The organism is Sanguibacteroides justesenii, from assembly GCF_003204205.1.
GTDB classification, from domain to species: domain Bacteria; phylum Bacteroidota; class Bacteroidia; order Bacteroidales; family Marinifilaceae; genus Gabonibacter; species Gabonibacter massiliensis.
The window spans coordinates 116,639-142,618 of sequence record NZ_QJPL01000005.1; the positions used below are offsets into that span (position 1 = coordinate 116,639).

Annotated in this window: 26 protein-coding genes and 1 pseudogene; all 27 read right to left on the bottom strand. The window is 41.6% G+C overall.

The features are described from left to right. Positions 1–39 precede the first annotated feature (39 nt). The 27 genes and pseudogenes from DMB45_RS09255 to DMB45_RS09385 all read right to left on the bottom strand — a co-directional run bounded on the left by DMB45_RS09255 (position 40) and on the right by DMB45_RS09385 (position 25,873). Positions 40–972, bottom strand: coding sequence for a UDP-glucuronic acid decarboxylase family protein (locus DMB45_RS09255; RefSeq protein WP_041502319.1), 933 nt, complete (start codon positions 970–972; stop codon positions 40–42). A 58-nt stretch (positions 973–1,030) separates the two neighbouring features. Beyond that, a complete protein-coding gene (locus tag DMB45_RS09260) occupies positions 1,031–2,644 on the bottom strand; it encodes an ABC-F family ATP-binding cassette domain-containing protein (protein ID WP_041502320.1) in 1,614 nt (537 codons plus the stop codon). A gap of 194 nt (positions 2,645–2,838) precedes the next feature. Next, the gene (gene rfbD / locus DMB45_RS09265) at positions 2,839–3,702 is read right to left on the bottom strand and encodes a dTDP-4-dehydrorhamnose reductase (protein ID WP_110688692.1); all 864 of its coding nucleotides are present in this window, start codon (positions 3,700–3,702) and stop codon (positions 2,839–2,841) included. A 12-nt stretch (positions 3,703–3,714) separates the two neighbouring features. Next, positions 3,715–5,655: a polysaccharide biosynthesis protein gene (locus tag DMB45_RS09270; RefSeq protein ID WP_041502322.1), complete on the bottom strand. Its 1,941-nt coding sequence runs from the start codon at positions 5,653–5,655 to the stop codon at positions 3,715–3,717. A gap of 43 nt (positions 5,656–5,698) precedes the next feature. Then, positions 5,699–6,244 carry a dTDP-4-dehydrorhamnose 3,5-epimerase gene (gene rfbC / locus DMB45_RS09275; RefSeq protein ID WP_059025444.1) on the bottom strand — a complete coding sequence of 182 codons (546 nt, stop codon included), beginning with the start codon at positions 6,242–6,244 and terminating at the stop codon, positions 5,699–5,701. 26 nt (positions 6,245–6,270) lie between these two features. Continuing rightward, on the bottom strand, positions 6,271–7,329 hold the full coding sequence (gene rfbB, locus DMB45_RS09280; protein WP_059025443.1) for a dTDP-glucose 4,6-dehydratase: 1,059 nt from the start codon (positions 7,327–7,329) through the stop codon (positions 6,271–6,273). A gap of 107 nt (positions 7,330–7,436) precedes the next feature. Next, positions 7,437–8,309 carry a glucose-1-phosphate thymidylyltransferase RfbA gene (gene rfbA, locus DMB45_RS09285; protein ID WP_041502325.1) on the bottom strand — a complete coding sequence of 291 codons (873 nt, stop codon included), beginning with the start codon at positions 8,307–8,309 and terminating at the stop codon, positions 7,437–7,439. 146 nt (positions 8,310–8,455) lie between these two features. After that, positions 8,456–8,854, bottom strand: a complete 399-nt coding sequence (locus tag DMB45_RS09290) for a WbuC family cupin fold metalloprotein (protein WP_059025518.1) — start codon at positions 8,852–8,854, stop codon at positions 8,456–8,458. 38 nt (positions 8,855–8,892) lie between these two features. After that, positions 8,893–11,817 carry an FAD-binding and (Fe-S)-binding domain-containing protein gene (locus DMB45_RS09295; protein ID WP_110688693.1) on the bottom strand — a complete coding sequence of 975 codons (2,925 nt, stop codon included), beginning with the start codon at positions 11,815–11,817 and terminating at the stop codon, positions 8,893–8,895. 100 nt (positions 11,818–11,917) lie between these two features. Continuing rightward, positions 11,918–12,073: pseudogene (locus tag DMB45_RS09300) on the bottom strand (oxidoreductase); the annotation flags it as partial. Positions 12,074–12,136: 63 nt separating this feature from the next. Continuing rightward, positions 12,137–13,288 (bottom strand): DegT/DnrJ/EryC1/StrS family aminotransferase, encoded by a 1,152-nt coding sequence (locus DMB45_RS09305; protein WP_110688694.1) that lies wholly within the window; start codon positions 13,286–13,288, stop codon positions 12,137–12,139. Positions 13,289–13,339: 51 nt separating this feature from the next. After that, positions 13,340–14,008: an LbetaH domain-containing protein gene (locus DMB45_RS09310; RefSeq protein WP_110688695.1), complete on the bottom strand. Its 669-nt coding sequence runs from the start codon at positions 14,006–14,008 to the stop codon at positions 13,340–13,342. A gap of 7 nt (positions 14,009–14,015) precedes the next feature. Next, positions 14,016–14,648 (bottom strand): MBL fold metallo-hydrolase, encoded by a 633-nt coding sequence (locus tag DMB45_RS09315; protein ID WP_181416504.1) that lies wholly within the window; start codon positions 14,646–14,648, stop codon positions 14,016–14,018. Next, entirely contained in the window at positions 14,648–15,397 is a 750-nt protein-coding gene (locus tag DMB45_RS09320; RefSeq protein ID WP_110688697.1) for an SDR family NAD(P)-dependent oxidoreductase, read from the bottom strand. Before DMB45_RS09320 ends, DMB45_RS09315 begins: the two co-directional genes overlap by 1 nt. Positions 15,398–15,399: 2 nt before the next feature. Then, entirely contained in the window at positions 15,400–16,161 is a 762-nt protein-coding gene (locus tag DMB45_RS09325; protein WP_110688698.1) for an SDR family NAD(P)-dependent oxidoreductase, read from the bottom strand. Next, positions 16,161–16,367: a phosphopantetheine-binding protein gene (locus tag DMB45_RS09330; protein WP_110688699.1), complete on the bottom strand. Its 207-nt coding sequence runs from the start codon at positions 16,365–16,367 to the stop codon at positions 16,161–16,163. The genes DMB45_RS09325 and DMB45_RS09330 overlap by 1 nt, the downstream gene beginning before the upstream one ends. A gap of 11 nt (positions 16,368–16,378) precedes the next feature. Then, the gene (locus tag DMB45_RS09335; protein ID WP_110688700.1) at positions 16,379–17,443 is read right to left on the bottom strand and encodes a 3-oxoacyl-ACP synthase III family protein; all 1,065 of its coding nucleotides are present in this window, start codon (positions 17,441–17,443) and stop codon (positions 16,379–16,381) included. Further along, positions 17,440–17,673 carry an acyl carrier protein gene (locus DMB45_RS09340; protein ID WP_110688701.1) on the bottom strand — a complete coding sequence of 78 codons (234 nt, stop codon included), beginning with the start codon at positions 17,671–17,673 and terminating at the stop codon, positions 17,440–17,442. The genes DMB45_RS09335 and DMB45_RS09340 overlap by 4 nt, the downstream gene beginning before the upstream one ends. Before the next feature lie 2 nt (positions 17,674–17,675). Next, complete coding sequence (locus tag DMB45_RS09345; RefSeq protein WP_146216436.1) at positions 17,676–18,449, bottom strand: hypothetical protein; 774 nt, start codon at positions 18,447–18,449, stop codon at positions 17,676–17,678. Continuing rightward, positions 18,436–19,158, bottom strand: coding sequence for an SDR family NAD(P)-dependent oxidoreductase (locus tag DMB45_RS09350; protein WP_110688703.1), 723 nt, complete (start codon positions 19,156–19,158; stop codon positions 18,436–18,438). Before DMB45_RS09350 ends, DMB45_RS09345 begins: the two co-directional genes overlap by 14 nt. Next, positions 19,155–20,369, bottom strand: a complete 1,215-nt coding sequence (locus DMB45_RS09355) for a class I adenylate-forming enzyme family protein (RefSeq protein ID WP_110688704.1) — start codon at positions 20,367–20,369, stop codon at positions 19,155–19,157. Before DMB45_RS09355 ends, DMB45_RS09350 begins: the two co-directional genes overlap by 4 nt. Beyond that, positions 20,370–20,591 (bottom strand): acyl carrier protein, encoded by a 222-nt coding sequence (locus DMB45_RS09360; RefSeq protein ID WP_110688758.1) that lies wholly within the window; start codon positions 20,589–20,591, stop codon positions 20,370–20,372. It lies immediately after the preceding gene. 11 nt (positions 20,592–20,602) lie between these two features. After that, positions 20,603–22,138, bottom strand: a complete 1,536-nt coding sequence (locus DMB45_RS09365; protein ID WP_237143292.1) for an AMP-binding protein — start codon at positions 22,136–22,138, stop codon at positions 20,603–20,605. 9 nt (positions 22,139–22,147) lie between these two features. Continuing rightward, positions 22,148–22,756 (bottom strand): sugar transferase, encoded by a 609-nt coding sequence (locus tag DMB45_RS09370; RefSeq protein WP_110688705.1) that lies wholly within the window; start codon positions 22,754–22,756, stop codon positions 22,148–22,150. A 147-nt stretch (positions 22,757–22,903) separates the two neighbouring features. Continuing rightward, a complete protein-coding gene (locus DMB45_RS09375; RefSeq protein WP_181416505.1) occupies positions 22,904–23,908 on the bottom strand; it encodes an O-antigen ligase family protein in 1,005 nt (334 codons plus the stop codon). Between the two features lie 229 nt (positions 23,909–24,137). Next, positions 24,138–25,082, bottom strand: a complete 945-nt coding sequence (locus tag DMB45_RS09380) for a glycosyltransferase family A protein (RefSeq protein WP_110688707.1) — start codon at positions 25,080–25,082, stop codon at positions 24,138–24,140. Further along, positions 25,082–25,873 carry an ATP-grasp fold amidoligase family protein gene (locus DMB45_RS09385; RefSeq protein ID WP_181416506.1) on the bottom strand — a complete coding sequence of 264 codons (792 nt, stop codon included), beginning with the start codon at positions 25,871–25,873 and terminating at the stop codon, positions 25,082–25,084. Before DMB45_RS09385 ends, DMB45_RS09380 begins: the two co-directional genes overlap by 1 nt. Positions 25,874–25,980 lie beyond the last annotated feature (107 nt).

The following is a 25,980-nucleotide window of genomic DNA, read 5'->3' on the forward strand; positions in this document are numbered from 1 at the left end:
AATTCCATAATTAAAAATACCTCATTCGGCCACTGAATTTTACATTTTCCGGAAATAATCAATCGTTCGTAATAACCCCTCTCGTAACGGAATAGCCGGTTTCCAATCCAATACTTTTTCTGCCATAGTAATATCCGGTTTTCTCTGTTTCGGATCATCCGAAGGCAACGGCTTAAATACGATTTTTGATTTAGACCCGGTGAGCTCTAAAATCTGATGAGCCAATTCCAAGATGGTGAATTCATTCGGATTACCTATATTCACGGGTCCTGTAAAACTATCGTCCGTTTGCATGGTACGGATCATACCTTCGACCAAATCATCCACGTATTGAAAACTACGGGTTTGCGAACCATCTCCATATATTTCTATATCCTCCCCGCGTAAGGCGTTAACAATAAAATTAGATACTACACGTCCGTCGTTTATTGACATACGAGGCCCATAAGTATTAAAAATACGTACAATTTTTATCCGAATCATCAGTTGCCGATGATAATCCATAAACAAGGTTTCAGCACACCGTTTACCTTCATCGTAACAGGAACGAATCCCGATAGGATTTACATTTCCCCAATAATCTTCAGGTTGCGGATGCACGATAGGATCTCCATATATCTCACTCGTAGAAGCTTGCAGAACCTTGGCATTGGACTGTTTGGCCATTCCCAGTACATTAACAGCCCCGATCACGGAGGTTTTCAATGTTTTTATCGGGTCATATTGATAATGAATGGGAGAAGCAGGGCAAGCCAAATTATAGATCTCATCCGCATCTTTTATAATATACGGGTATACAATATCGTGATTTACCAACTCGAAACGAGGATGATCCAATAAATGGGCAATATTTTCCCTTGCACCGGTAAAAAAATTATCCAAACAAGTAATCCGCGCTCCTGTTGCCAACAAACGTTCGCATAGATGGGAACCCAAAAAACCTGCCCCCCCGGTTATCAATATCTTTTTCATTTTTTCATATTTAGGAATTATAAATTTTCATTTACACCCCAACAGCCCCTTATAGCCCCTATCTATACATTTTCTCCGCTTGTGCTTTTATAGTATCACTCGTAATATAATCATCAAAATCCATACGTTTATCGATAATTCCGTCAGGTGTCAACTCGATAATCCGGTTACAAACCGTTTGAATGAACTCATGATCGTGCGAATTCATCAATACAACGCCTTTAAATGCAACCAACATATTATTAAATGCCTGAATAGATTCCAAATCCAAATGGTTTGCGGGAGAATCCAATACCAATACGTTTGCATTTGTCAGCATCATGCGGGCAATCATACAACGCATCTTCTCTCCCCCCGATAATACTTTCACCCGTTTATATATATCCTCTCCGGAAAAAAGCATTTTCCCTAAGAAACCGCGTAAAAAAGTCTCGCTCGTGTCCATTGAATATTGTCCCAACCACTCTACCAATGTCATATCCGTTTGAAAAAAGGCCGAATTATCCAACGGTAAATAGGCATTGGTAATCGTTACACCCCAAATATACGATCCTGTATCAGGCTTATCATTTCCGGTAATAATCTCCAATAAAGCCGTCATTGCCCGGGGATCTTTCGACCAGAATACGATCTTATCCCCCTTATCCACGGTAAACTCTACGTTCCTGAACAACCACTTCCCCTCGACCTGCTTACTCAAGCCACGTACATCGAGAATCCGATCTCCCACTTCCCGTTCCGGGGTAAAAATTATACCGGGATATTTCCGGGAAGAGGGAAGAATTTCCTCTACATTCAACTTTTCCAACATCTTCTTCCTACTCGTCGTTTGCTTTGACTTAGCGACATTAGCACTAAATCGCTGAATGAACTCCAACAACTCCTTCCTTTTCTCCTCCGCTTTTTTATTTTTAGCCTGGGCCTGACGTAAAGCCAACTGACTCGACTCGTACCAAAAACTATAATTACCGGCAAATAGCTGTACCTTACCGAAATCGATATCTACCGTATGAGTACTAACGGCATCCAAGAAATGCCGGTCATGCGATACGACTAATACGGTATTTTCGTAATTGGACAAATAATTTTCCAGCCACATCACAGTCTCTATATCCAAATCATTCGTCGGTTCGTCCAACAATAAATTATCCGGCTTACCGAACAACGCCTGAGCCAACAAAACCCGCACTTTCTGTTTACCGCTCAAATCTTTCATTAACGAATAATGCCACTCCTCCTCTATTCCCAATCCACTCAATAAAGATGCCGCATCACTTTCTGCATTCCAACCGTCCATCTCCGCAAATCTCTCCTCCAATTCGGCAGCCCTGACCCCATCCTCATCCGAAAAATCGGGCTTCGCGTATAATGCATCCTTCTCCTTCATTACATTCCATAAATCCAGATATCCCTGCATCACCGTATCCAATACCGTACACTCATTATAAGCTTGATGATCCTGTTTCAATACCGATAGCCGTTCTCCCGGACCGAACATCACGTTTCCACGCGTGGGTTCCAAATCCCCGCTTAACATCCGTAATAAAGTCGATTTTCCCGCACCATTCGCCCCAATCACACCGTAACAGTTTCCCGGAGTAAATTTTAAATTCACATCCCGAAATAAAACCCGTTTTCCAAATTGAATCTCTAAATTTGAAACTACAATCATTCTATTATATCTTTTTTATTGATAATCAACACATTTAACCTCTAAAGAAACGCCTGCAAAGATATGTTTTATTTCCAAATCTCACAAATAAAGATTAATACAATACTTTATATCGTTACTAATCCCACAAACGTTCCGATACCCGGAAAGCAATCCCCTTTCTCCCCCGGCAAATACTCTTCTCCGCCCAAATACTATGCTTTGAATCCTTTGTTCATACAGCGGATCAAGGCTTCTTTCCATTCCGGAATCTCTATTTCGAATTCCCGCTTAATCTTTGCCTTATCCAATACCGAATAGACCGGACGTTTCGCCTTTACCGGGTACTGATCCGTAGAAATAGGATTTACCCGACAACTCTCTCCGGATAAAGAAACGATCTCCTTTGCAAATTCATACCAAGAACAACTACCCTCATTCGTGTAATGATAGATACCTTCATGTTCCGGTAATTCATCATTCTCTAACATCTTTATTATAGCATCAGCCAAATCTCCCGCGTAAGTCGGAGTTCCCCATTGATCATCCACCACATTCACCTCCTCTTTTTCTTTAGCGAGGCGACAAATCGTCTTGACAAAATTATGCCCGAATGACGAATACAACCAAGCGGTACGAATAATAATATGCATGCAACCGGAACGTTTGATAGCCTGTTCTCCTTCTAACTTGGTACGCCCGTAGACAGTCTGCGGATTCGTTGCCTCTTTTTCCGTGTAAGGATGATCATGAATTCCGTCAAAAACATAATCCGTGGAGATATGTATCAATAAACAGTCCAATCTCGCGGCAGCCTTAGCCAAATTAGCGACGGCATCCCGATTGATTAAAGCCGCTTTCTCCTCCTCTTCTTCGGCCCGATCTACCGCAGTATAGGCAGCACAATTAATGATCGTATCGATTTCATGCACCTCGATGAACGAACATATTGCTTTTAAATCCGTTATATCCAACTCCTCTACATCCGTGTAAAACACCTCGTCTAACAATGAAAACTTTCTTTCCTGAAATTCCGAGCCTAACTGTCCGTTAGCCCCTGTTATCAATATATTCGCCATACCTTAAAAACACTAAACATGAACTTTATCAAATTTCTCAAATTCCGAATTTTTGCTGATGTACTCCGGTACGATCATTTTCATTTTACAAATCATTTCAGGAATATTCACAGCCGACGATAATTCACAAATCTCCTTCAACTCCTCTTTTATCTCCTCATAGTCATACTCTCTGACTTTAGCAATACGGATCTTATCGTGCATCGTGGGGCTCGTATTCTCCTTATTACTCAACAACTCCTCGTATAACTTTTCCCCGGGACGTAAACCGGTATAAACGATTTTTATCTCTTTATCCGGAACAAACCCGGACAATTCTATCATACGCCGGGCCATATCCGCAATCTTCACCGGTTTTCCCATCTCAAATATAAAAATCTCACCGCCGTCACCCATGGTCCCTGCCTCTAACACCAATCGACAAGCTTCCGGTATCGTCATGAAATAACGAATAATATCCGGATGAGTCACCGTCACCGGTCCCCCGTTTCTGATTTGCTCCCTGAACCGGGGAATCACCGACCCGTTAGATCCCAAAACATTCCCGAATCGGGTAGTAATGAATCGGGTTCGTCCCGCGTATTTCCCGTCTCGAATAGCCACACTCAAACTCTGGACATAGATTTCCGCCAAACGCTTCGAGGCTCCCATCACATTCGTAGGATTCACCGCCTTATCCGTAGAGATCATGACAAACTGATCTACCCCGTATTTTACGGAATAATCCGCCATATTGCAAGTCCCACATACATTAACCAACACGGCCTCACAGGGATTCAACTCCATCAATGGGACATGTTTATAAGCCGCCGCATGAAAAACGACTTGCGGATGGTACTTACGAAAAACGAAATCCACCCGCTCCGGAGAGCGTACGTCCCCGATAACCGGAACGAAAGAAGTCCCCGGATAACGATCTGTGAATTCCAACTGTATATTATGCATAGGTGTCTCGGCCGAATCAAAAAGAATCAACTGTCTGATCTTAAAACGAGTCAATTGCCTGCAAAGTTCGCTTCCTATAGAACCGGCAGCCCCGGTAACCATCACTACTTTACCTTCCAATTTAGCCGAAATCTCCCGCATGCTGATTCGAATCTCATCGCGTCCCAACAAATCCTCCAAGCGAATGGTTTTCATTCGGGGACGAGGCAGATTGCCATCGTATACCTCTTCGATTCCGGGAAGTATAAGCATTTCCAAACCTCTTTTTTGACAAAAACGTACCAACCGGTCCTGTTCGTCCTGGGCCGTCCAATAATCCGGAAAAACAATGCCTTTAACCTGCAAGCGCCTTACCAGACGATTAAAAGATTCCTCTCCCTTCACGGAATAAACAGAGACTCCGGATAAGCGGTAATGCTTGTATCGCCTGCCTATCGTCAAGTATCCCACTACCCGGTAATTAGGTAGGAAATTATTAGATAACGTAATATTCAACGAAGCACTTTTGCTATCCATACCATATATTAAAACCCGCTCGACCTGGCCTATCGAATGCGTCTTTAAAAATTCGTACACATTGATAAACAAGACCCTCAGGGAAACCAATACGACGGCACTAAAATTCAAATCGATAATCCCACCCAGCAACAAACGGTTTACCGAAACCTCCGGAATGATCCAATGAATGGTAAAATACAACAATATCACCTTCAAAATAATAGCCACCCCGATACGCCACGTTTCCTGCAGTGTCGTATGCCTCACGACTCCCCGATAAGCATGCAATCCCAGAAAAGCCAACAAGCTATACACGGCTGACCATACCGTCAATCCCCCCACATACCCCGCCTTTATTGGCGTTTCTGTCACATACATAATAATAAAATAAACAAACAGAGTCACGCCAACGGATAAAATCAAATCTATGGCCAATACGATCCATCTGCTTATGTATCTCGAGTGTACAATTTTAGAAGCCAAGCTCCTCAGCTCGAACAACTCATTCATGATTCACTTTAATTTAACCGATGCAACCTATAACTTTAAGGAATCATATTCCTTTTACGTCCTTAAAATAAGGACGATTCTTATCCTTTTCAGATAAAATCATAACATCCGCAGGCAATCTCCAATCAATCCGCAAATCGGGATCATCATAACAAATACCCGCCTCATACTCCGGAGCATAAAAGTTATCGCATTTATACTGAAAAACGACCTCCTTGCTTAAAACGACAAAACCATGTGCAAACCCTTTCGGGATAAATAATTGCCGCTTATTCTCTCCGCTTAACTCTATCGCCAAATGTTTTCCATACGTGGGAGATCCGGTCCGTATATCAACGACTACATCCAAAATCATACCGCTCACCGCACGAACCAATTTCGATTGCGTGTAGGGAGGCAATTGGTAATGTAACCCCCTCAATACTCCGTGTACAGAACGAGATTCATTATCCTGTACAAATACTACCTTTCCTACTTGACGTTCAAATTCCCGCTGAGAAAAACTCTCGAAAAAATATCCCCGCTCATCTCCAAAAACCCGAGGTTCTATGATCACGACTCCCTCTATATCTGTCTTAACTACTTTCATCCGATAGATTATTATACTACAATACTCTAAATAGCAGAACCGTACATCTTTTCATAATAGGTTTGATAACCGCCGCTCGTCACGTTATCCAACCACTCCTGATTTTCTAAATACCATCTTACCGTCTTCTCTATCCCTTCTTCGAACTGTAAAGAAGGCTCCCAACCCAATTCCTTATGCAGTTTCGTCGAATCGATGGCATACCGCAAATCGTGTCCCGCCCGGTCGGTCACATAAGTGATCAACTTATCGGAAGTACCCTCCGGCCGCCCCAACAAACGATCCGTTACCCGGATCATCACTTTTATCAAATCGATATTTTTCCATTCATTGAAACCGCCGATATTGTACGTATCTCCTACCCTTCCTTCATGAAATATCAAATCGATCGCCCTCGCGTGATCCACCACGTATAACCAATCCCGCACGTTTTCTCCCTTGCCGTATACCGGAAGCGGCTTATCATGACGTATATTATTGATAAACAACGGAATTAACTTCTCAGGAAATTGATAAGGCCCGTAATTGTTTGAACAATTGGAAATTTTTATCGGCAAACCGTAAGTATCATGAAAAGCTCTCACGAAATGGTCGGAAGAAGCTTTAGAAGCAGAGTAAGGGGAATGGGGATCGTATTTCGTCGTCTCCACGAAAAAACTTCCGTCGTTTTTCAACGCTCCGTACACCTCATCGGTTGAGACATGATAAAATAATTTACCCTCGAACTCTCCATCCCAAGCCAATTTAGCGGCCTGCAACAAACTCAATGTTCCCATCACGTTGGTTTGAGCGAACGAAAAGGGATCTTTAATGGAACGATCCACGTGACTCTCCGCCGCCAAATGAATCACACCATCGATTCCATATTGACGAAAGATCTCCTGAATCCTGTCGAAATTACAAATATCCTCCTTCACAAATACATAATTAGGACAATGTTCGATATCCTTCAGGTTAGCTAAATTTCCGGCATACGTCAACTTGTCCAAATTCACGATCCGATATTCAGGATATTTATTTACCATCCATCTGACCAGATGCGAACCGATAAACCCGGCTCCACCGGTAATCAATATATTTTTCATCTTATTTCAAATTAAAATATTTAAGCTAAAAATTTATGGAAGAACAAGTATACGATGAATTTACCCGTATCTTCCGACATACGCTCCGCTTCAGTTACTCATTCTAACTATTTCAACAACTTCAAAAGGTATTGCCCGTATTGATTTTTAATCATCGGTTGTGCCAACTTTTCCAATCGTTCACTTGTTATCCATCCCTTCCGGTAAGCGATCTCCTCCAGACAAGCAATTTTTAAACCTTGCCTTTTCTCTATTACCTCCACAAAAGTAGAAGCCTCGGCCAAAGAGTCGTGAGTTCCCGTATCCAACCAGGCAAATCCCCGTCCCAATAGTTGGACCTTTAACTCCTCTTCTTTCAGGAACTCCTGATTTACCGTGGTGATTTCCAGTTCTCCCCGGGCCGAAGGTTTTATTCCTTTTGCAACCTCAACAACCTTATTCGGATAGAAATACAGCCCCACGACCGCATAATTGGATTTAGGTACTTTCGGCTTCTCCTCTATGCTCAGAACATTCCCTTTGGAATCAAATTCGGCAACGCCATAACGCTCCGGATCGCTCACCCAATAACCGAATACAGTCGCTTTCCCTTCCACCTCCGCCATTTTCACGGCCTCCGATAAACTCTTCGTAAAAGATTGCCCATAAAAAATATTATCTCCCAACACCAAACAAACAGAATCCTCCCCCACAAACTCTTCACCTATAATAAATGCCTGAGCCAATCCATCCGGAGAGGGTTGCTCGGCATAGGAAAAACAAACGCCATAATCCGACCCGTCTCCCAACAAACGCTTGAATCCCGGCAGATCTTGAGGCGTCGAAATAATTAAAATATCCCGGATTCCTGCCAACATCAATACGGATATCGGATAATATACCATCGGTTTATCGTAGATGGGCAACAATTGTTTGGATACCCCTTTCGTGATCGGATATAAACGCGTGCCCGAGCCTCCTGCTAATACAATACCTTTCATTCGATACGACTATTTACTTTATGAATCGCACAAACATACAACTTTTTAACTTCAAATCTTAACTTTTAAAACAGAAATCCTTTATTAACTCATAAATTACTAATTTAAAAAGCAGAAAAGGAATATCGTTTCTTTCTCCTAAAAATCTATATCTCCATTATATTTTCCTTCCCCAAAGGCGTGTAAGGACCGTCCTTCACCTCGAAAATGACACTACCCCGCTCCAATACTTCTAACGTATGCCATTGTCCGGCGGGAATGTGAATGCCATGAATTCCCGCTAAAGGATTCAACTGGACACTCTCTGTCAATTCTCCTGTTTCATCGTAGAACAATACCTTTATTTTTCCTCGTAACAATATATAAGTTTCTGCCGTCGCAATATGACGGTGTATCGGCAAGATAGTCCCCGGTTCCAAAGCATTCAATAAACGCTGAGCCCTTGCATCCAACGTTTTATGAAAATTATAATTCATTCGTAACCTCGGATTCTCCTCCGCTTGCCGAGAAACCTCATTCAATAAATTTGTATCGATCAAATCCATATGTTTCATCTAATTCGCTAAATTAAAAATAAAAACCTTTATCCCTCCGTCTCCTGCCAGGCCTGAAACAAGACCTCGATCGGATGCAGGGCCGTTCGTCCCGTTCCATCCTTAATCTGTTGACGACAACTGGTTCCGGGTGCTGAAATACAAACGCCGTCATCCGCATTCCTTATTGCCGGAAACAGAACCTGCTCCCCTATCTTCATGGACAACTCGTAATGCTTTTTCTCGTAACCGAATGCCCCGGCCATACCGCAACATCCGGAAGGGATCACCTCCACCTCATAATTCTCAGGTAAAGACAACATGATCTTAGAAGGCTCGACCGATGCTAAGGATTTTTGGTGGCAATGCCCGTGCAATAAAATTTTCAACGGCTTACGAGTAAATTGCCCCGACCGGATATTACCTTTCCGTATCTCCCGCACTATAAATTCATCATACAAAAGGCAATTTTTCCCCAAAGAAGAAGCTTCGGCTTTCAGATCGTCTCCGACCAAATCGGGATATTCGTCTCGAAAGGAGAGAATACAGGAAGGTTCAATTCCCACCAACGGGTTCTCGTCCGTCACGATATCCTTTAATAAAACGACATTTTTACGGGCTATTTTCTTTGCCTCTTTCAACAGCCCCTTGGACAGTGCCGTTCTTCCGCTTTCCACGTGCTCGGGAATCACCACCTCATATCCTAATCCGCTCAATAACTCGATCATCCGTATACCGACCCGCACATCCATGTAATCGGTAAATTCATCGGCAAACAGGTATATTTTTCCCCGGGTCGTATCCTTATTACAAGACCGATGGCGGGTAGCCCAATGCCGTAACGTCGTTTTATACAATTTCGGTATACTCCTTTCAGGTGCGAACCGTAAAAGTTTTTTCAATAAGCCGCCTGTCAACGGATTGGAGATAAATACATTATAAAGGGAAGGCAAGTACATACCCCAACGTTGTATCCGACTCAGGTTCGCTACAAGTAAAGCTTTCAGAGGCACACCGCAAATATCGTAATGGTGTTGCAAGAATTCAGCCTTATAACGGGCCATATCCACGTTTGAGGGACATTCCGATTTACAAGCCTTACAGGAGACACAATTATCCAATATTTCCAACACTTCCGGCTGGTCGAATATCCGTTCGGTTCTCGGACGAGCCAACAGTTCCCGAAGTACGTTCGCCCGGGCACGCGTCGTATCCTTTTCATCCCCCGTCGCCCGAAAACTCGGACACATCGTTCCCCCGAACTCGGTTTCCTTCCGGCAATCCCCGGAACCATTGCATTGTTCGATAGCGCATACCCATCCCTTTTGCCGGGAAAAATCGAAATAGGTTTTCAAATCATCCTCCCCGGCATGATCCTCTTTGACCCTTAAATTCTTATCCATCGGAGGAGTATCTACAATCTTTCCCCGGTTGAATATTCCTGCCGGATCCCAACAACGTTTTACCTCCCGCATCATCTCGTATACCTCTTGACCGAACAATACCGGAATAAACTCACCCCGCAACCGACCGTCCCCGTGCTCCCCGCTCAATGCACCCTTATGTTTTTTCACCAGTAATGCCGTCTCCTCCGCCACCTGCCGAAACAACCTCCGGTCCCTCTCTTTTTTCAAATCCAAAACAGGACGCAAATGCAATTCTCCGGTCGCGATATGGGCATGGTAGACGCAACTCAATCCCATACGTTCCAACATTGCCCCGAAATCCTTCATATAAGCCGGCAAACGTTCCGGAGCCACAGCCGTATCTTCAATCACCGAAACCGGTTTCGCACTTCCCGGCATTCCCGACAACAACCCCAATCCGGCTTTCCGCAAATCCCAAACCCGTTTGATATCCGTCCCGTACAATCGAGGATAATGATAACCGTATCCGTGCTTTTTAAAATCTTCCTCTATCGTATCCGCCAACCGATCGACCTCTTCACGGGAAGAACAAGCCAACTCTACGATTAAAATGGCCGCCGGATCCCCCTGAATAAAAAAACGATTTTTATTCTGCGCTATATTTCCTTTGCTCAATTCCAAAATCGTCCGGTCCATCAATTCTACGGCCATCGGCTTATGCTTCAAAGCCACTAAATTACCCTCGAATGCCTCTTCCAGCGCAGAGCAATGAATGCAAATCACCGCCTTTTCATTCGGAGGCAAAGCCACCAAATGCAATTTCAATTCCGTGATAAAAGCCAAGGTCCCCTCGGAGCCGGCTATCAACTTACAAAGATTAAAAGGTTCATCATACCGTTTATCGAAATAACCCGAATACAATAACTGGTCCATAGCATATCCCGAGTTCCTCCGACGCAATGCCGGATCCGGATAATGTTCGAGAATTTCCGTTTTGTGCTCCCGCAACATCCCCACCACCTTCCGGTATATCTCTCCTTCCAACGTATCCGACTCCAATTTTCCTTCCACCTCGTCGACCGTCAAACCTTTCAACACGACCTTCGTTCCGTCTCCCAACACCACTTTAGCTTCCAACAGATGATCCCTGACACTGCCGTAAACCAACGAATGCAACCCGCAAGAATTATTTCCGACCATCCCTCCCATGCAACACCGGTTGGATGTCGAAGTTTCCGGTCCGAAAAACAGACCGTACGGCTTCGTGTACGAATGCAAAGCCTCCAACACGACTCCGGGCTCTACCCTCACCCACTTTTCCTGCACATTCAACTCCAGGATCCGATTCATATGACGGGAAATATCCACGACCAAACCATCCCCCACGACCTGACCGGCCAACGAAGTACCGGCCGCCCTCGGGATCAACCCGACTTCATTTTCCCGCGCAAATTTCACGATCTCCTTTACATCCGAAGCATCTTTCGGGTATACGACCCCTAACGGCATCTCCCGGTAGGCCGACGCATCCGTCGCATAAATTACCCGATGGAGCAAATCAGACTCCACTTCACCTTTTATTCTTTGGGATAAAATATGTAAGTCCATTTCAATCTTAAATCCATTACACGCTAATAAGCTACAATATTATATAAAAAAGGCATGTGATAAAAACACATGCCCTAAACTTTTTATTATTACACTCCAATTACCTCTCCCATCCGAAAGGATGCTTCGCCAAAGGCAATTTGGCCAACGGGTGATAATCCCCTTTTAACCCGACAGGGGTCGCGTGCCGGATATCATGCACGATATTGATACAATTCCGGGCCTCTTCTATCCTGAACCCTTCTCCCGCCAATATCTTTTATCACACGAACAACGGGGCGTAATATACCTTGCTGCCCCGATCAATGCATTTTTTATATTATCTGATTATTTTATGACAAATACATCCATCTATCAAAGACACGACTCGCTCAATGTCTTCATCCGTTAGTGTCGGTCCGGAAGGCAGGCAAAGACCTATATCGAACAGATGCTCGGAAGTGCCGTTCCCATAAAACGGAGCTTCGGCAAATACGGGTTGCAAATGCATCGGTTTCCACAAGGGTCGGCTCTCGATATTATCCGCATCCAGCGCCAGACGGATATTTTCCCGGGTACATCCCGCCACAAGCGGGTCGACGGTAATGCAAGTCAGCCAGAAATTCGAATCGAAATCCGAGGAAGGATTCTGCAATACACTGATTCCGGGAATATCTTTCAGCAGAGAAGTATATAAAGCATGGATTGCCCTTCTGCGAGCCACATGTTCTTCCAATACAAACATCTGGCCCCGGCCGATTCCCGCACAAATATTACTCATCCGGTAATTATAACCGATATGTGAATGCTGGTAATGCGGAGCTGCATCCCGTGCCTGAGTCGCATAAAATTTCACTTGCCCGGCTTCCTCTTCCGAACGACAAACCAAAGCTCCCCCGCCGGAAGTTGTTATCATTTTATTTCCATTGAACGACAAGGCAGCCAATTCACCGAAAGTACCGCATTTCCGTCCCTTAAACTCCGATCCCAAAGCTTCTGCAGCATCTTCTAACACCGGTATTCCGTATCGCCCAGCAATCTCACAAATCCGGTCCAACCGGGCCGGCATTCCGTATAAATGTACCGGTATAATCGCTTTGGGTAATTTGCCGGTTTTGCGCAACCGGTCTTTTATTGCTTCTTCCAACAACACCGGATCCATATTCCAGGTCGAAGCCTCGCTATCCACAAATACAGGTTTAGCCCCCTGATACATAATCGGATTGGCAGAAGCGGAAAAGGTAAAACTCTGGCAAATCACCTCATCTCCGACTCCAGCTCCCAACAAGATCAATCCCAAATGCAAGGCAGCCGTCCCCGCACTCAACGCCACCACATGCTTATCTTCCTGTAAATACGCTGCCAACGCTTTTTCAAAAGCATCCACATTCGGTCCCAGCGGAACCACCCAATTCGTATCGAACGCTTCCCGTATAAACTCCTGCTCCCTTCCCCCCATATGGGCCAAAGAGAGCCAAATTCTTGATTTCATATAATAAACGATTAAATCCCTAACAAACGAAAAAATATACCTGAACGATATCTATAGCTCTTTGGGTATTGCTATAACCCGCTCTTTATAACGATAAAAAACCGTCGCATCATCAGTCACATCTTTATCTACAATCATACCTGCCTGCACCACATTCCGGTTACCGACAGAGATTTCGGGCAATGTAGTCGCTCTGATTCCAAAATAATTATCGTTACCGATGTGATTATATCCGCACAACAAAGAGGTCGCAAAAAAATTATAATCCCCGACGATACAATCATGACTGATAATCGACTGTGAAGTCAATAGATTAAAATCTCCCAACCTCACATTAGGCCCTATCATGGTGAAAGGATCAAGAATATTCCCTTCTCCGATTATTGCCGTTTTAGCGATAATTGCCGTCGGATGAATCAAGGTCGCAAATTTTCCGCCTTTTGCTTTTATCTCACCGACAATCTTCCTCTTCACCCTGTAATTTCCCAAAGCCAAAACAAAATAATCTTCCTCCTCTACCTCATAGTCAAAAAAATTGCCCAAATAAGGACTTCGGTACTTATATTCCTTCCAATGGGTCAATCCGGCCTCATCAGACGCAACATATCCTTTGATGCAAATCCCTGCCTTTTCTCCCCAATCACTATCTTCCAGCTGTGACGTAATTTCGGCCGCAACGGCTCCTGTCCCGAATATTACTATTTTTTTAACATCTTCCATATTTAATCTAAAGAGCTTTATTCAAATCATAATTATCCAACTCGAAGCTGTCTCCGTGACCGGGATAAACGTAGATTCCCTTTCCCTGCAATCCTTTTATCCGGTTTATGGTAACGACCAGCTTTTCTTTAGAACCGCAAAATAATTTAGTAACTGTCCGGAGGTCTTTTAAAAGGGTATCACCGGTAAATAAGCTATTTCCTATTTCAAAACAAATCCCGGCATTCGTATGACCTTCCGCAACAAAAAAGGTGATATTCCACCCATTCCAATTCCAGTTAAACCCTATATCTTCGATACAAATATCTGCCGTAGGAACCTGAAAAGCTTTTTGATTATAAAACAGAGAATGATTTCTTTTAGCATCCTGTATCGCCTCAGAACACAGAGCAGAACAGATGATTTTCGAACGATATTTTTCAATCAGGTAATTACATCCCCAAATATGGTCAAAGTGCTCGTGTGTCAACAGAATATATTTCGGATACAGATTCAAGTTCTTTAGTTGCTGCTCAAGTTCGTCCGGATATTCGCTTCCCGGATCCACAACCAAACAGTCGTTATTGACTTTCCGGTCATAAAGTAGAAAACAATTTGAAGTAACCGGTTTATTAATTATCTGAACAACTTTCAGTGCCATCAACCGGTAATATTGATCGTTCGTCCGCCATCCACTGTAAGCTGTTGCCCCGTAACCCATCCGGCCTTATCGGATAACAGAAAGTTCACCGCTTCATAAATATCACCGGCTGTTCCCAAGCCTAAAGGATAGGTAGCAGCCATCCGGCCGATCAATTCCTGATCCTGATACATATGTTCCGTCATTGCCGTACGAACCCCTCCGGGCAATACGGAGTTTACCCGAACCCGTGGTGCCAGTTCCACGGCAAGCGAACGCATCAATGCATCGACAGCCCCTTTTGAGGCACCGTAAACTGAAAATGCTTTAGCACCGAAATTGCTGATATTGCTGGAAACCAAAACCACACTTTTCAATGCTGTATCATTGATTTTCCGGTTCATCAGGGATTTGACCAATAGAGCACCGGAAATCACATTCACATTGAAAGTATCCTGAAAAAGCCCGGCAGTAACCATTTTCAATGGATAAATTTTCATAAAACCGGCACAATGCACAAAATAACTGACCCGAATCTGATGTGCTGACATAAAGGCGGCAAAAGAGTTTTCCAATTCTTCTACCTTTGCCAAATCATACTGCCAGATCAATTGCCCTGCTGGATTTGTACACAACTGCCGGGTTTCTTCCAAACGCTTGGCGTCACGACCGTTCAAGATCACCCGGTAAAACGCAGAAAACCGCACAGCCATCTCCCGGCCCATCCCGGAAGAAGCACCGGTAATTAAAATACATGCTTTATTTTCCATACTTATTGAGCTGTAAAACCGCCGTCTACATTCATCACCGAACCCGTAACCCATTTGGCCATATCCGACAACAAATAAGCCACTGCATTGGCTATATCATCCGCTTCTCCCAAACCGAGAGGATGCAGGCGATTTAAGGTTTCAAGATAATTCTGATCGAAAGAGTTTATATTTGCATCCATCATCGGGGTACGGATAAAACCGGGGGCGATACAATTAAACCGGATTTTCTTAGCTGCAAATTCCATCGCCAAAGCTTTGGTAATCCCGATTATAGCAGACTTGGTCATAGCATAGCCCACGTTGGCAGCCGAACCAACCACACCATAAACGGAAGAGATCAACACCACAGAGCCGTTTTCTCCTGCATAAATTTTCCGGTTGGTAAAGAGTTTAGCCAGTTCGATAGCTGCGTAAGCGTTCAATTTATATACTTCCGTACATACCTTTTCACTTACCCCTTTCAGGGGAGTAATATAAGGTCGGCCGGCGATATGTGCAAATCCGTTTAAGGTTCCGAAATCAACGACAGCTTCACTTATTTTTTGTTTCATCTCTTCCGTATCCGTCAGGTCGATAGCCAAAAAAGAGGTCCGGTTAGGACACAACTGTTGTGTAGCCTGTAAACCTTCAGCATTCAAATCGACAAGCAAAAGTTCCGCACCCAGGCGGGATAAAAGAATACATGTTGCCTTACCTATGCCGGAAGCGGCACCGGTTATCAGATAACGTCGGTCGGCCAGATTCAACGGATTGAATTCCATTACTTTAACAAAGCTAAAAGTCCACCGACCGTTTTGGCTTCATTTACATCCTTTGCCAAAAGTGTTTTCCCGTAATTTTCGGAAGCCCAGGCTATAATAGAAAGAACCGTTAAAGAATCCCAGCATTCAAAGTCTGCCAAGACTTCATTTTCTTTTATTTCGTCTACTTCCAGTAATTCTGCCAATTCTTCTTTCATCTTTTCCATAGTGTATTTTTTTAGTAATAAATAATCTCATTAAAATCCAGATTTCCCATATTCAGAAGCAGCGCCCCCCATGTCAGTCCGACTCCGAATCCGGCCAGACAGAACGTATATTGTTCCTGTTTTAAACGGTTGCCGATATTAAAGCTGATATTGGTCGGTATCGTCGCTCCGCTGGCATTACCGAAATTCTCTACAATATTGGAAGGCATTTTTTCATGAGGCACTCCTAACTTATCGGCCAGTTTATGTAACATAAAACGATTGGGCTGATGAAACATATACCAATCAACCTTTTCTTTTGGACATTCTGCTTCCTGCAATAATTCCTCTATCATCGGAGGTACTTCACGCTGAACGAAATTGAATACTTCATCCCCTTTCATCACCAGATTGTCGAGTGAACGAAAATTTCCGGCCGCATCTTCAGTCATCCTCCCGGTTTCTTCTGAAGCAGGCAAACGGAATCCTCCTGCCGGAATCATAAGGGCATCGGAAGCGGTACCGTCCATTTTCAGGAAACCATAAATGACAGTATCCACATCACTTTTTTCGACAATAGTGATCGTTGCAGCATCTCCCGTCAAGGGATTGCTATTGCGGTCTCGTTTCGATACTTTGCGACTCAAAACATCCGCATTAAGCAACACAACCTTATGAATACTCTCCTGCTCCAACAGCATAAATGCTTCCATCAAACCAACGATAAAACCACAACATCCCTGATTGATATCCATACAAAAAACATCTGTTCCCAAACCCAGTTTTCCCTGTATGATATTGCTCGTCGCCGGCATAAAATGATCAGGCGATTGGGTAACCAATAACAGAACATCGATATCCTCCTTGCGAAGCATCCGGTTTTCAAAAAGGAAGTTCAAACCATGTACACACATATCCGACACGCATACCCCTTCTTCCACAATCCGGTGCCTGTTATACCCCATTGCCATCTTCAGTTTCATCGATTTGGCGGCAGAAAAATTGTAATTCTCCATCTCTTCTTCGAATGAAACCTCCCTGGAAGGCAACACGGTCAATATCCCCGTTATTTTTTTACGATGAAATTTCAGTTTCATGCCTTTACTCCGTTTTTTCTTAACAAAGCCTCTATATTTTCCACCGACGAAAAATTATCGGGCAAAACATCCGTACCGTCGATAGAGATACCGAATTCACTGTCCAAAGCAGTCACCAGATTAATGACATCAAAAGAATCCAACATACCCTCTTCGATAAAATTCAATGGTTCATTAAAGTCGAACTCCGGACGAAGTTCCGCCAATATGCTTACAATTTTCTCTCTCATAATTATTTTTTTATAAATGTATAATCCTTCAAACCATCGGGAACTGCACCTAATAACTCATGAATTTTTTTTACATTCGTATTCGTACTGTTTACCCAGAAATAGGCATAGCTAATATTTTTCAAATGCATAATACAATACACATCAAACAATAATTTCAAGCCGTTCTCCCCTCTGTCATACCAGGCCCTCAGATAACATTTACGTCCTTCCAGTTCATATACAAAGGCACCGCATACCCGACCCTCCGAATAATTTACAATAACATTCCCTTGCTCCACCAGTCCGGCTAATTCGTCTTTCGCCGGTAAATAATCCGTATATGAAGAAAAATGATTCTGAAACAAAGCATATATTACCTCTGTTTGCTCTTGTGTCGCATAGTTTATCGCCTGTGCGTTTTTCCGCTCTTTGACCTTTTTATAATAATATCTCTCATACATCGAAATCATATCAAATCCGGCAGACTGCATCAAAATTCTCCACTCGGGAATATCATTTTTGGCCGGTATATTCAAAATATTGACTCCCGGCAATTTTTTAAGAATATCAACAACATCAGCGCATGATACCGACATGATATATATTCTGTAAAAATCTCCCTCTTTCTTTCTGAGTACCAGCGAAGAGTCCGTCTCAATATAATCATCTCCCTCCTCTAATTGACGACCGTAATAGTTCGAGTAACGGGGTTTTAAAGAGAAAGCCCGGACAATTGCCAAACGGACCGCTTCTTGCTCGTATGGCCGTATATTTAACATGCTATATCGTTCCATTGTCTATATGAATATTTTGTCCCGTTATACTGCAAGCTTTTTCTGATAACAGAAAAACGGTTGTCTCTGCAACGGAACGAACAGAAGTCGCCTGTTTCATCGAAGTCCGTTTGTATATTCTGTCTTTTTGTTCCCGGGTTAAACTTGCACTCATCTCGGTTTCCATAAAACCGGGAACAACGACATTGGAACGGATTCCCAATTCTCCCCACTCCCGGGCCGTATCCTTTGAGAAAGCTTCCAATGCTCCCTTACTGGAAGCGTACATTGCCAATCCTTTATATCCCGTATGTGCACTTATCGAAGATATATGAACAATACAACCTTTTTTACGATGCAATAACATATTGCGAATCGCATATTTCGTTATCATCATCGGAGCAAATACATTAACGGCATACATCGCTTCCAATTTCTCCAGTTTAAGATTTGTAACAATATCATCATAAGCCATCGCTGCATTATTTACGACACCGTCCAAAGCTATCCGATTGGTCACGAATTCCTTAAATACTTCCTGGTGAATTTCTGCAGGACCCGATAGATCAACACTTTTAAAAAACAGTCTGTCTTTATACCGTATCGCCAATTCTTTCAAGTCATCGGTATAATTGCGGGCCACACCATAAACGGTATGCCCCTGCTCCAGTAAAACCCGGCATATCTCTAACCCGACTCCGCGGGAGCAGCCTGTAACCAATATATTCATCTTTTAATCTTACCTGTACGTGTTAATAAAAATTGTTCTACGAACTTAATGCGGCGGGGAATTTTGAAATCCTGTAACTTTCCCTGAAGATATTGACGGATCTGAAGTTCTGTCAATTCCATACCGGGTAATACTTTCAATTCTGCACACAATACATTCCCCAGTACAGAATTCGGCTTTCCATAAACAACGGCTTGCTGTACGCCCTCTATCTGCAGCAGGACATCTTCTACTTCTTCCGGATTTACCTTATACCCCCCGGTATTGATCAATTCATTTTTACGGCTTTTAAACTGGAAAATTCCTTTACTTTCATCCACCCATTCGATCAAATCCCCCGTCCGGTAATAATCTCCGGAATATTGAAAACTTTCCGACTCCCCCAATAAAGATTTATGTATCAGTAATTCGCTGTCCTCGACCCTGAATTTTCCGGAAAGACTTTCCGGAATCTGAAAGTTTTCGCCTCTGGCAGCAAATAAAGAACCTGCCTCTGTAGAAGCATATACATTATTTATCTTGGCACAGGGAAACAATTGCCGAATAAAGTCATACAACTTCTGATCCGACTTCTCTCCCCCCAAAGTAACCCGCTGCACTTTCTCAAAAACCTCTTCTACGGGCAACAACAAACGGTAAAAAGTCGGCGTTGCGGAAAGATGCGTAATTCCTGCAGATTTCAGTACGGTATTTACTTCCGAACGGCTGCGATTAAATATATTCACCAGTGTGTTCAAATTTTCAAAAGCCTGAAAAAACACCTGTAATCCAGCCATATGTGTAGGATTATAAGCGAATCCCCATACTTGTCCCCGGTAACCTACTCCTATTCTGACAGAACGAGCTAAAGTCTGAACGGTATGCCGGACCTGTTTGGGTTGTCCTGTGGTTCCCGAGGTAAAAATAGTTATCTCCGAAAGAGAGGTCTGAACGGCCTTCACCAAATCCTCCAATGTTGCATATTGCTTTTTTACAACAGACTTCTCAACATTGATTTCCCAGACATTCAAGCCGGATAATTCTGAAAGATTCAAATCTGCGTCCAGCAACATCAAAGGAGAATCAGAAACAAGCCCCAACAAGAAATTCGTAAAGAAGTCATACAAATCATTTGTTTGGAAACAAGGCTTATAAACAGAAGAATGATTTATACGATAAAGTAAATCTTCATACCTGTAAACCTTATCGAGATCCTTAAGAAAAACAGACATCTACCTTAATTTTGAATAAATTTCTCCGACCGTATTAATTAACCCGTCCTCAAAAATATCCACCCCAAATTCATCCTCTATTCGTACAGTCAATTCTGCTAAATCCAACGAATCAAAACCCAATGTCTCTCTTAATCTATCATTGGGAGACAAATTGTTTACTTTCGATTTAGAACGATTTTCCAAAACTAGATTTACAATCTCAAAAACACGTTGTTCCATAATTTCTTTATTCAATCGTTAACTTGTTTATTATAATATAATCGATCTATTTTGCCGTTTGTATTCCGTTTCAACTGCTCCAGACAATGATAAACCGTAGGTATCATATATTTCGGCAGTTCTTTACCGATAGCCAGCCGGAATTCCGCAACCGTCAATTCCTTTTCCGCTTCATAAAACAGCGTAATCTCTTTCCGTGCAAAACTATAAACGATACATCCGTTCTTTACCAACTTCAATTTATTGATAATCACATGCTCGATTTCTCCCAATTCGATGCGGTATCCCAAATGTTTTACCAGCGAATCTTTTCTTCCTTTAAACACGATCTCACCAAGTTCATTGATAAATACGATATCACCGGTACGATAGATAATTTCCGGATAAGCTTTATTCAAAGGATTCTGAACAAAGGCGGCAGTCGTCTTTTCCGGATTATTATAATATCCCATGGCCAGCGAAGTTCCCCTGACACATAATTCACCCTCCTGATGTTTTTTCGCTACCTGTTGATTATTTTCGTCCAAAATCAAAATATCTGTATTCCGGCAAGGAAATCCGATCGGAATAGGTTCTTCATCCTTTAACTCACGTTCCACTTTAAAATAGGTACAATCCAGCGTGATTTCAATAGGTCCGTATAAATTGGCGAACAGGACATGAGGCAATTTACGATGCCAGTAATTGAATTGCTTCGTCGGAAACACCTCTCCGGCAAACCAGCATAATTTCAAATCAGGCAACTGCATCTGACTCAATAAATCCATATTAGCGATATTGACCATAATAGTCGGTACCCAGAAAATAAAAGAAACTTTCTTCTCTTCCAAAAGTTTCAGAATGGTTATCGGAAAAGCCGAAAGATTATCCGGGATCAATACCATTGTACTTCCCCGGGACATCAAAAGACACAGTTCGTAACTATAGATATCGAAAACCAAAGGAGATAAAGAGCCGATAACCTCATGATCCGTAAAACCGAATTCTTCCTGCGCCCATTCAGTAAAGTCGAAAAAACTACGGTGATTCAATACAACCCCCTTGGGCGTCCCTGTCGAACCGGAAGTATTGATAATACAAAGCGGATCGGTATCAATCAACGTCTCCAAACGTTGCAACAAAGTTTTATCATCACATTTTATATCATCCCATATCACCGAATCCAGATTAATTACGTCGATTTCGGTTGGTATTACATCTTTTATATTTTTCTCAAATTGGTTATTTGTAATAATCGCTGCAGGTTGTATAAGCTCCAGTATGTTTTTTATTCTTTCTGCCGGAGTCTTTACATCCAGATTCATATAAAAATTACCGCTGTAAATAATCGCCATATCTGCATAGACACTCTCGATGCTCTTATTCAGATAAACAGCTACCGGCTTTTTCATTGTTCCCTTATCCCGGACTATTTTCCAGGCTAAAGCTTTACTGTAATTTTCAAGACCGGCAAAAGTCACATGGCGCTCCTTATCCCATAGGGCAACTTTATCGGCATATTTTTTTACCGTATTTTCAAAATACTCAATAAGGTTAATCTTTATCATATCTTAAACTTAATTATGTCCGTTAAACGGAACTGTGGTTGACATACCTTCCTTTGCGACACCGTCACGCTTTATCACTTTCCAAACTGTCAGAAAAGCGATCTTCAGATCCAGTCGGAACGAAAGATGGTTGACATACCAAAGATCCAATTCAAATTTTTTACACCAACTTATATCATTTCGTCCGTTCACCTGTGCCCAACCTGTAATTCCGGGCCGGACATCATGCCGGCGAGCCTGTTCCGGTGAATACAACGGTAAATATTGCGGTAAAAGAGGACGCGGACCGATCAGTGCCATATCACCTTTCAATACATTTATTAACTGAGGTAACTCATCCAAAGAGGTCGAACGGATAAACTTCCCGATCCGGGTCAGGCGAATTTCATCCGGTAATAACTCTCCGTTTTTATCGCGTTCGTCGGTCATCGTTTTAAACTTGATAACGTTAAATATCTTTCCGTTTTTCCCGGGACGTGCCTGAAAGAAAAAAGCTCCGGCCCTCTTATTGGTATACATCAGTACCCCTGTTGCAACCAGCAATACAGGCAACAAAACCAAAATTCCAGACAAAGACACCAGAAAATCCAAACAACGCTTTAACCCGTTCTTGTACATCATTTATAGTATTTCCAAAGCATTAACAATATGCATTTTTAACATCTCGCTTGCTAGTCGATAAGCACGATTCGTTCAGATTAGAATTTTTTATTTTCTCTCATGAGAACTTTTCATGAATTTCAGAAAAAATTCATATAATCAGTTTTATTTTACTAAAGGCCGCAGTTTCTTTTCCAAAAGCCTTTTATACATTAGAGATACGGCTATCATATAAGATAAAAAAAAGTATCTGTCTGAAAATGGGTTTTCTATAAAACACATACCTAAAAAAAAGAATTGCCCGTAAAACGAATATATAATATCCTTAGGGATAACATGATATTGTTTGATTATTGACAATGTTTTGATTAAATTATACAGGAAGAAAGACAGTAAGATAACGGCTCCTACAATCCCGGATTCACACAATAGCTGAAGATAGGTGTTATGTACGTCTTGCCCTTTAGCATCAAAAAAGAATTTAAATCCCTTTCCCCAAACCGGACTTTCACTGAAAAAATTATAAGCATGAACAATCAAAGACAATCTTGAAGATGACAACTCGTTGACCGAATTATAATCCATCAGGTTAACGGTAGAAATATCAAATCTGTCAAATACTTCAAAATCCAATCCAACTATTTTCAAACCTTCTATCAAAACAAAAATACCCAATAAGGCAATTCCTCCAAGCATGATCATTTTTATTAAAGAGTACTTTTTTACAATCACCCAACAGGAAAAAATGCCTATAAACGAAAATGCCAATGCTCCTCTTCTACTGGTAGTAAATAAAACGAATAGAATCAATAGGCTTAAAAATACAAACTGTAAGTTTATTCTGCATCTGTATTTTATAAATAAAACTCCCAATAACTGAATCAAATAAAAAGCCAAAGGAAAGGTCTGGGCATTAATGCCTGTATTTCTCCCATCCGCATGAAATTCCCGCATAGCAGTTAAAACATTTTCTGGTAAAAAATACTGGAATATAGCTAATAAAGAAGAAAAAGACAGCAAATACCACAAGCCAAAAAAGAATTGAATACATCCAAAAATGATAATCCATCTTTCTATAATCTCATATTCTACTTTTTGAATCAAAGCAATTCCGATCAAAAAAGTAGTTAATGTTCCTAACAAAAATGACGGACTCTTATAAGGAGACAAAAAGAAATGTATTATCAAAAACAATATAATATAGCAACAATATCGAAAAGGAAAAAATTGCCATGTAAGACGACAATCCGTTTTATAACCATTAAACAAAAATAAACACGCAATTGAAAGGAATAGATAAGTTCCTATACTTCCCAGTATTCCAACAAAAAAAACATAAAATATCAACAGAAACAGAAGAATCCTGTCAACTGTTGTTGTGTAGGGAAAAGAAAACATATCAGGATTTTCCTTTTATTAGATTTTTTCTATTGATAAATTGTGCACGTTTAGAACGATTAAAAAATAGTTTTAGCATCTGAACATTCAGATTAATCAGATCAATCCAAAAATAAGACATATAATACCCCAATGTTAACAGACGCATCCGCCTGAAAAATGAACGCCTTTCCCAATATCGTATACACAACAAATAAGGAATCAAATTTATTCTGTAACTACTTTTATGTATATCATGTAAGAAATAATTGATATTTCGAAATACCAATAAGCGATCTTTTGCAATTGCCTCTGAATATTTGTGACTGACAGAATTTCTGTCACAGGTTATGCAATAAATCTTTGTAGCATCTACCTCTACTTTTTCGGCATAATATCCGGATTTCACACTAAACATCGCATCATTATTGGCTAATGTTTCATCAAACTTCAAATGATTTTGTCTAACCAATTCACTTCGTACCATCTTGCTGACCGGTCCTAAATTTTTGTAACGAAGCTGATCGAAATCCTTTGTTGTTATAGCATTCTTAATCATCTGGTCGATCTCGACTCCCCTGAAACCAGGTTTAAATGAATCGGAATAAACACTATTCACAGAAAAATATATAATATCTGCCTCGGAATCCACATATCGATCAATAGTTTCTATAAAGCAAGAATTGAAAAAATCGTCCGCATCTGCAAAAAACAACCATTTCCCCTCTGCCTTTTGTAAACCTTTATTTCGCGCAGCCCCGGCACCTTTACCCTCCTTTGAAAAAATAACCTGAACATTATCGATATCGTTCCCCGGAAAATGCTCAAAATCAACTTTCTCCGGATCACTGTTATCATCAATAATAATAACCTGAATATCTTCCCGACAAGGAATAGAAGCCAGACAACGTTGTAATAAATCCGGGGTATTCTTATGTGGAATTATAAATGAATAATTTACTCCCATTACAATACATTTTTGCCAGGTAATACAAGCTGTGCCCCCAACTCCTGTCGATATTCAGGCGTATAATAGGTTTGGAAACCAGCTCCGGGTGTAAAAGTCATTTCACTGAAAACCGGTTCACCGTTTATTTCATACCAATCAACTCTGATTAACGGAAATTCTTTTGCAAGAATTTCACTATATGCCAACATTTTATCAAACGAAACAGGTTGGGGATATATCTTATGCGTTCTGTAATGAGCTGTTATTTTTTCCGGTTGTAAATTCCAGTTCAGATCATAAATAGAGTAATTTACTTTTTCTTTTATTCTGTCCGAACAAAGGAAAACAGAATAAGCCTTACCATTATAACAATTGAATTTATAATCGACAAGAGAATTTTCATCTTTCAAATCAGAATTCAAGTATTTTTCAATCAGAATCCGGGGTTTAATTTTTAAATAATGAGGCTCTGCACTTATTAACCCAAACGGATATTTTAACCATTCATTTAACTCTTTTCTTAAATATGTGATATTCAAATTTCCCTTGTTTTGAACAAGTTTTACATATTTTCCACCTCCACCATTTGTCAGTTTTATGACAAAAGACTCCGGTAAAGTTTCAAAATTTATATCTTCGCTTTTTTCATATACACCGTAGATTGTGTTCAGCGTATGTCCCAACCCTTTATTTTCTACATACTGCCGTGCCAGATATTTATCCGTCAGTTCCGACCACTTGTCCGTATTTGTATTAAATTTCAACCAGTTTATTTTTTCATCTATATCAGAAGGATTTTCTAAATCCATACGATATCCGTGACATTTCTTAAATAATATGGCAGCTAATTCTTCGGGATCTTTTTTCCCGATTTTCGCATAATACCCATCCCTGAATTTTCTATACAAAGGCAAAA

What these genes read in the sequence shown, in the direction of transcription:
- DMB45_RS09360 (WP_110688758.1), bottom strand. Translation starts at nt 20,591, where the DNA reads ATGGAACAACGTGTTTTTGAGATTGTAAATCTAGTTTTGGAAAATCGT.
- rfbA (WP_041502325.1), bottom strand. Translation starts at nt 8,309, where the DNA reads ATGAAAGGTATTGTATTAGCAGGAGGCTCGGGCACGCGTTTATATCCG.
- DMB45_RS09370 (WP_110688705.1), bottom strand. Translation starts at nt 22,756, where the DNA reads ATGTACAAGAACGGGTTAAAGCGTTGTTTGGATTTTCTGGTGTCTTTG.
- DMB45_RS09290 (WP_059025518.1), bottom strand. Translation starts at nt 8,854, where the DNA reads ATGGATTTGATCGATACAAATTTATTGAATGAGGTTTCTCGGCAAGCG.
- DMB45_RS09255 (WP_041502319.1), bottom strand. Translation starts at nt 972, where the DNA reads ATGAAAAAGATATTGATAACCGGGGGGGCAGGTTTTTTGGGTTCCCAT.
- DMB45_RS09325 (WP_110688698.1), bottom strand. Translation starts at nt 16,161, where the DNA reads ATGGAATTCAATCCGTTGAATCTGGCCGACCGACGTTATCTGATAACC.
- DMB45_RS09295 (WP_110688693.1), bottom strand. Translation starts at nt 11,817, where the DNA reads ATGGACTTACATATTTTATCCCAAAGAATAAAAGGTGAAGTGGAGTCT.
- DMB45_RS09320 (WP_110688697.1), bottom strand. Translation starts at nt 15,397, where the DNA reads ATGGAAAATAAAGCATGTATTTTAATTACCGGTGCTTCTTCCGGGATG.
- DMB45_RS09365 (WP_237143292.1), bottom strand. Translation starts at nt 22,138, where the DNA reads ATGATAAAGATTAACCTTATTGAGTATTTTGAAAATACGGTAAAAAAA.
- rfbB (WP_059025443.1), bottom strand. Translation starts at nt 7,329, where the DNA reads ATGAAAAATATATTGATTACCGGTGGAGCCGGGTTTATCGGTTCGCAT.
- DMB45_RS09305 (WP_110688694.1), bottom strand. Translation starts at nt 13,288, where the DNA reads ATGAAATCAAGAATTTGGCTCTCTTTGGCCCATATGGGGGGAAGGGAG.
- DMB45_RS09380 (WP_110688707.1), bottom strand. Translation starts at nt 25,082, where the DNA reads ATGGGAGTAAATTATTCATTTATAATTCCACATAAGAATACCCCGGAT.
- DMB45_RS09355 (WP_110688704.1), bottom strand. Translation starts at nt 20,369, where the DNA reads ATGTCTGTTTTTCTTAAGGATCTCGATAAGGTTTACAGGTATGAAGAT.
- DMB45_RS09310 (WP_110688695.1), bottom strand. Translation starts at nt 14,008, where the DNA reads ATGGAAGATGTTAAAAAAATAGTAATATTCGGGACAGGAGCCGTTGCG.
- DMB45_RS09385 (WP_181416506.1), bottom strand. Translation starts at nt 25,873, where the DNA reads ATGGATTTAGAAAATCCTTCTGATATAGATGAAAAAATAAACTGGTTG.
- DMB45_RS09350 (WP_110688703.1), bottom strand. Translation starts at nt 19,158, where the DNA reads ATGAATATATTGGTTACAGGCTGCTCCCGCGGAGTCGGGTTAGAGATA.
- DMB45_RS09335 (WP_110688700.1), bottom strand. Translation starts at nt 17,443, where the DNA reads ATGAAACTGAAATTTCATCGTAAAAAAATAACGGGGATATTGACCGTG.
- DMB45_RS09330 (WP_110688699.1), bottom strand. Translation starts at nt 16,367, where the DNA reads ATGGAAAAGATGAAAGAAGAATTGGCAGAATTACTGGAAGTAGACGAA.
- DMB45_RS09315 (WP_181416504.1), bottom strand. Translation starts at nt 14,648, where the DNA reads ATGGCACTGAAAGTTGTTCAGATAATTAATAAACCGGTTACTTCAAAT.
- rfbC (WP_059025444.1), bottom strand. Translation starts at nt 6,244, where the DNA reads ATGAAAGTAGTTAAGACAGATATAGAGGGAGTCGTGATCATAGAACCT.
- rfbD (WP_110688692.1), bottom strand. Translation starts at nt 3,702, where the DNA reads ATGGCGAATATATTGATAACAGGGGCTAACGGACAGTTAGGCTCGGAA.
- DMB45_RS09270 (WP_041502322.1), bottom strand. Translation starts at nt 5,655, where the DNA reads ATGAATGAGTTGTTCGAGCTGAGGAGCTTGGCTTCTAAAATTGTACAC.
- DMB45_RS09345 (WP_146216436.1), bottom strand. Translation starts at nt 18,449, where the DNA reads ATGGAACGATATAGCATGTTAAATATACGGCCATACGAGCAAGAAGCG.
- DMB45_RS09260 (WP_041502320.1), bottom strand. Translation starts at nt 2,644, where the DNA reads ATGATTGTAGTTTCAAATTTAGAGATTCAATTTGGAAAACGGGTTTTA.
- DMB45_RS09340 (WP_110688701.1), bottom strand. Translation starts at nt 17,673, where the DNA reads ATGAGAGAGAAAATTGTAAGCATATTGGCGGAACTTCGTCCGGAGTTC.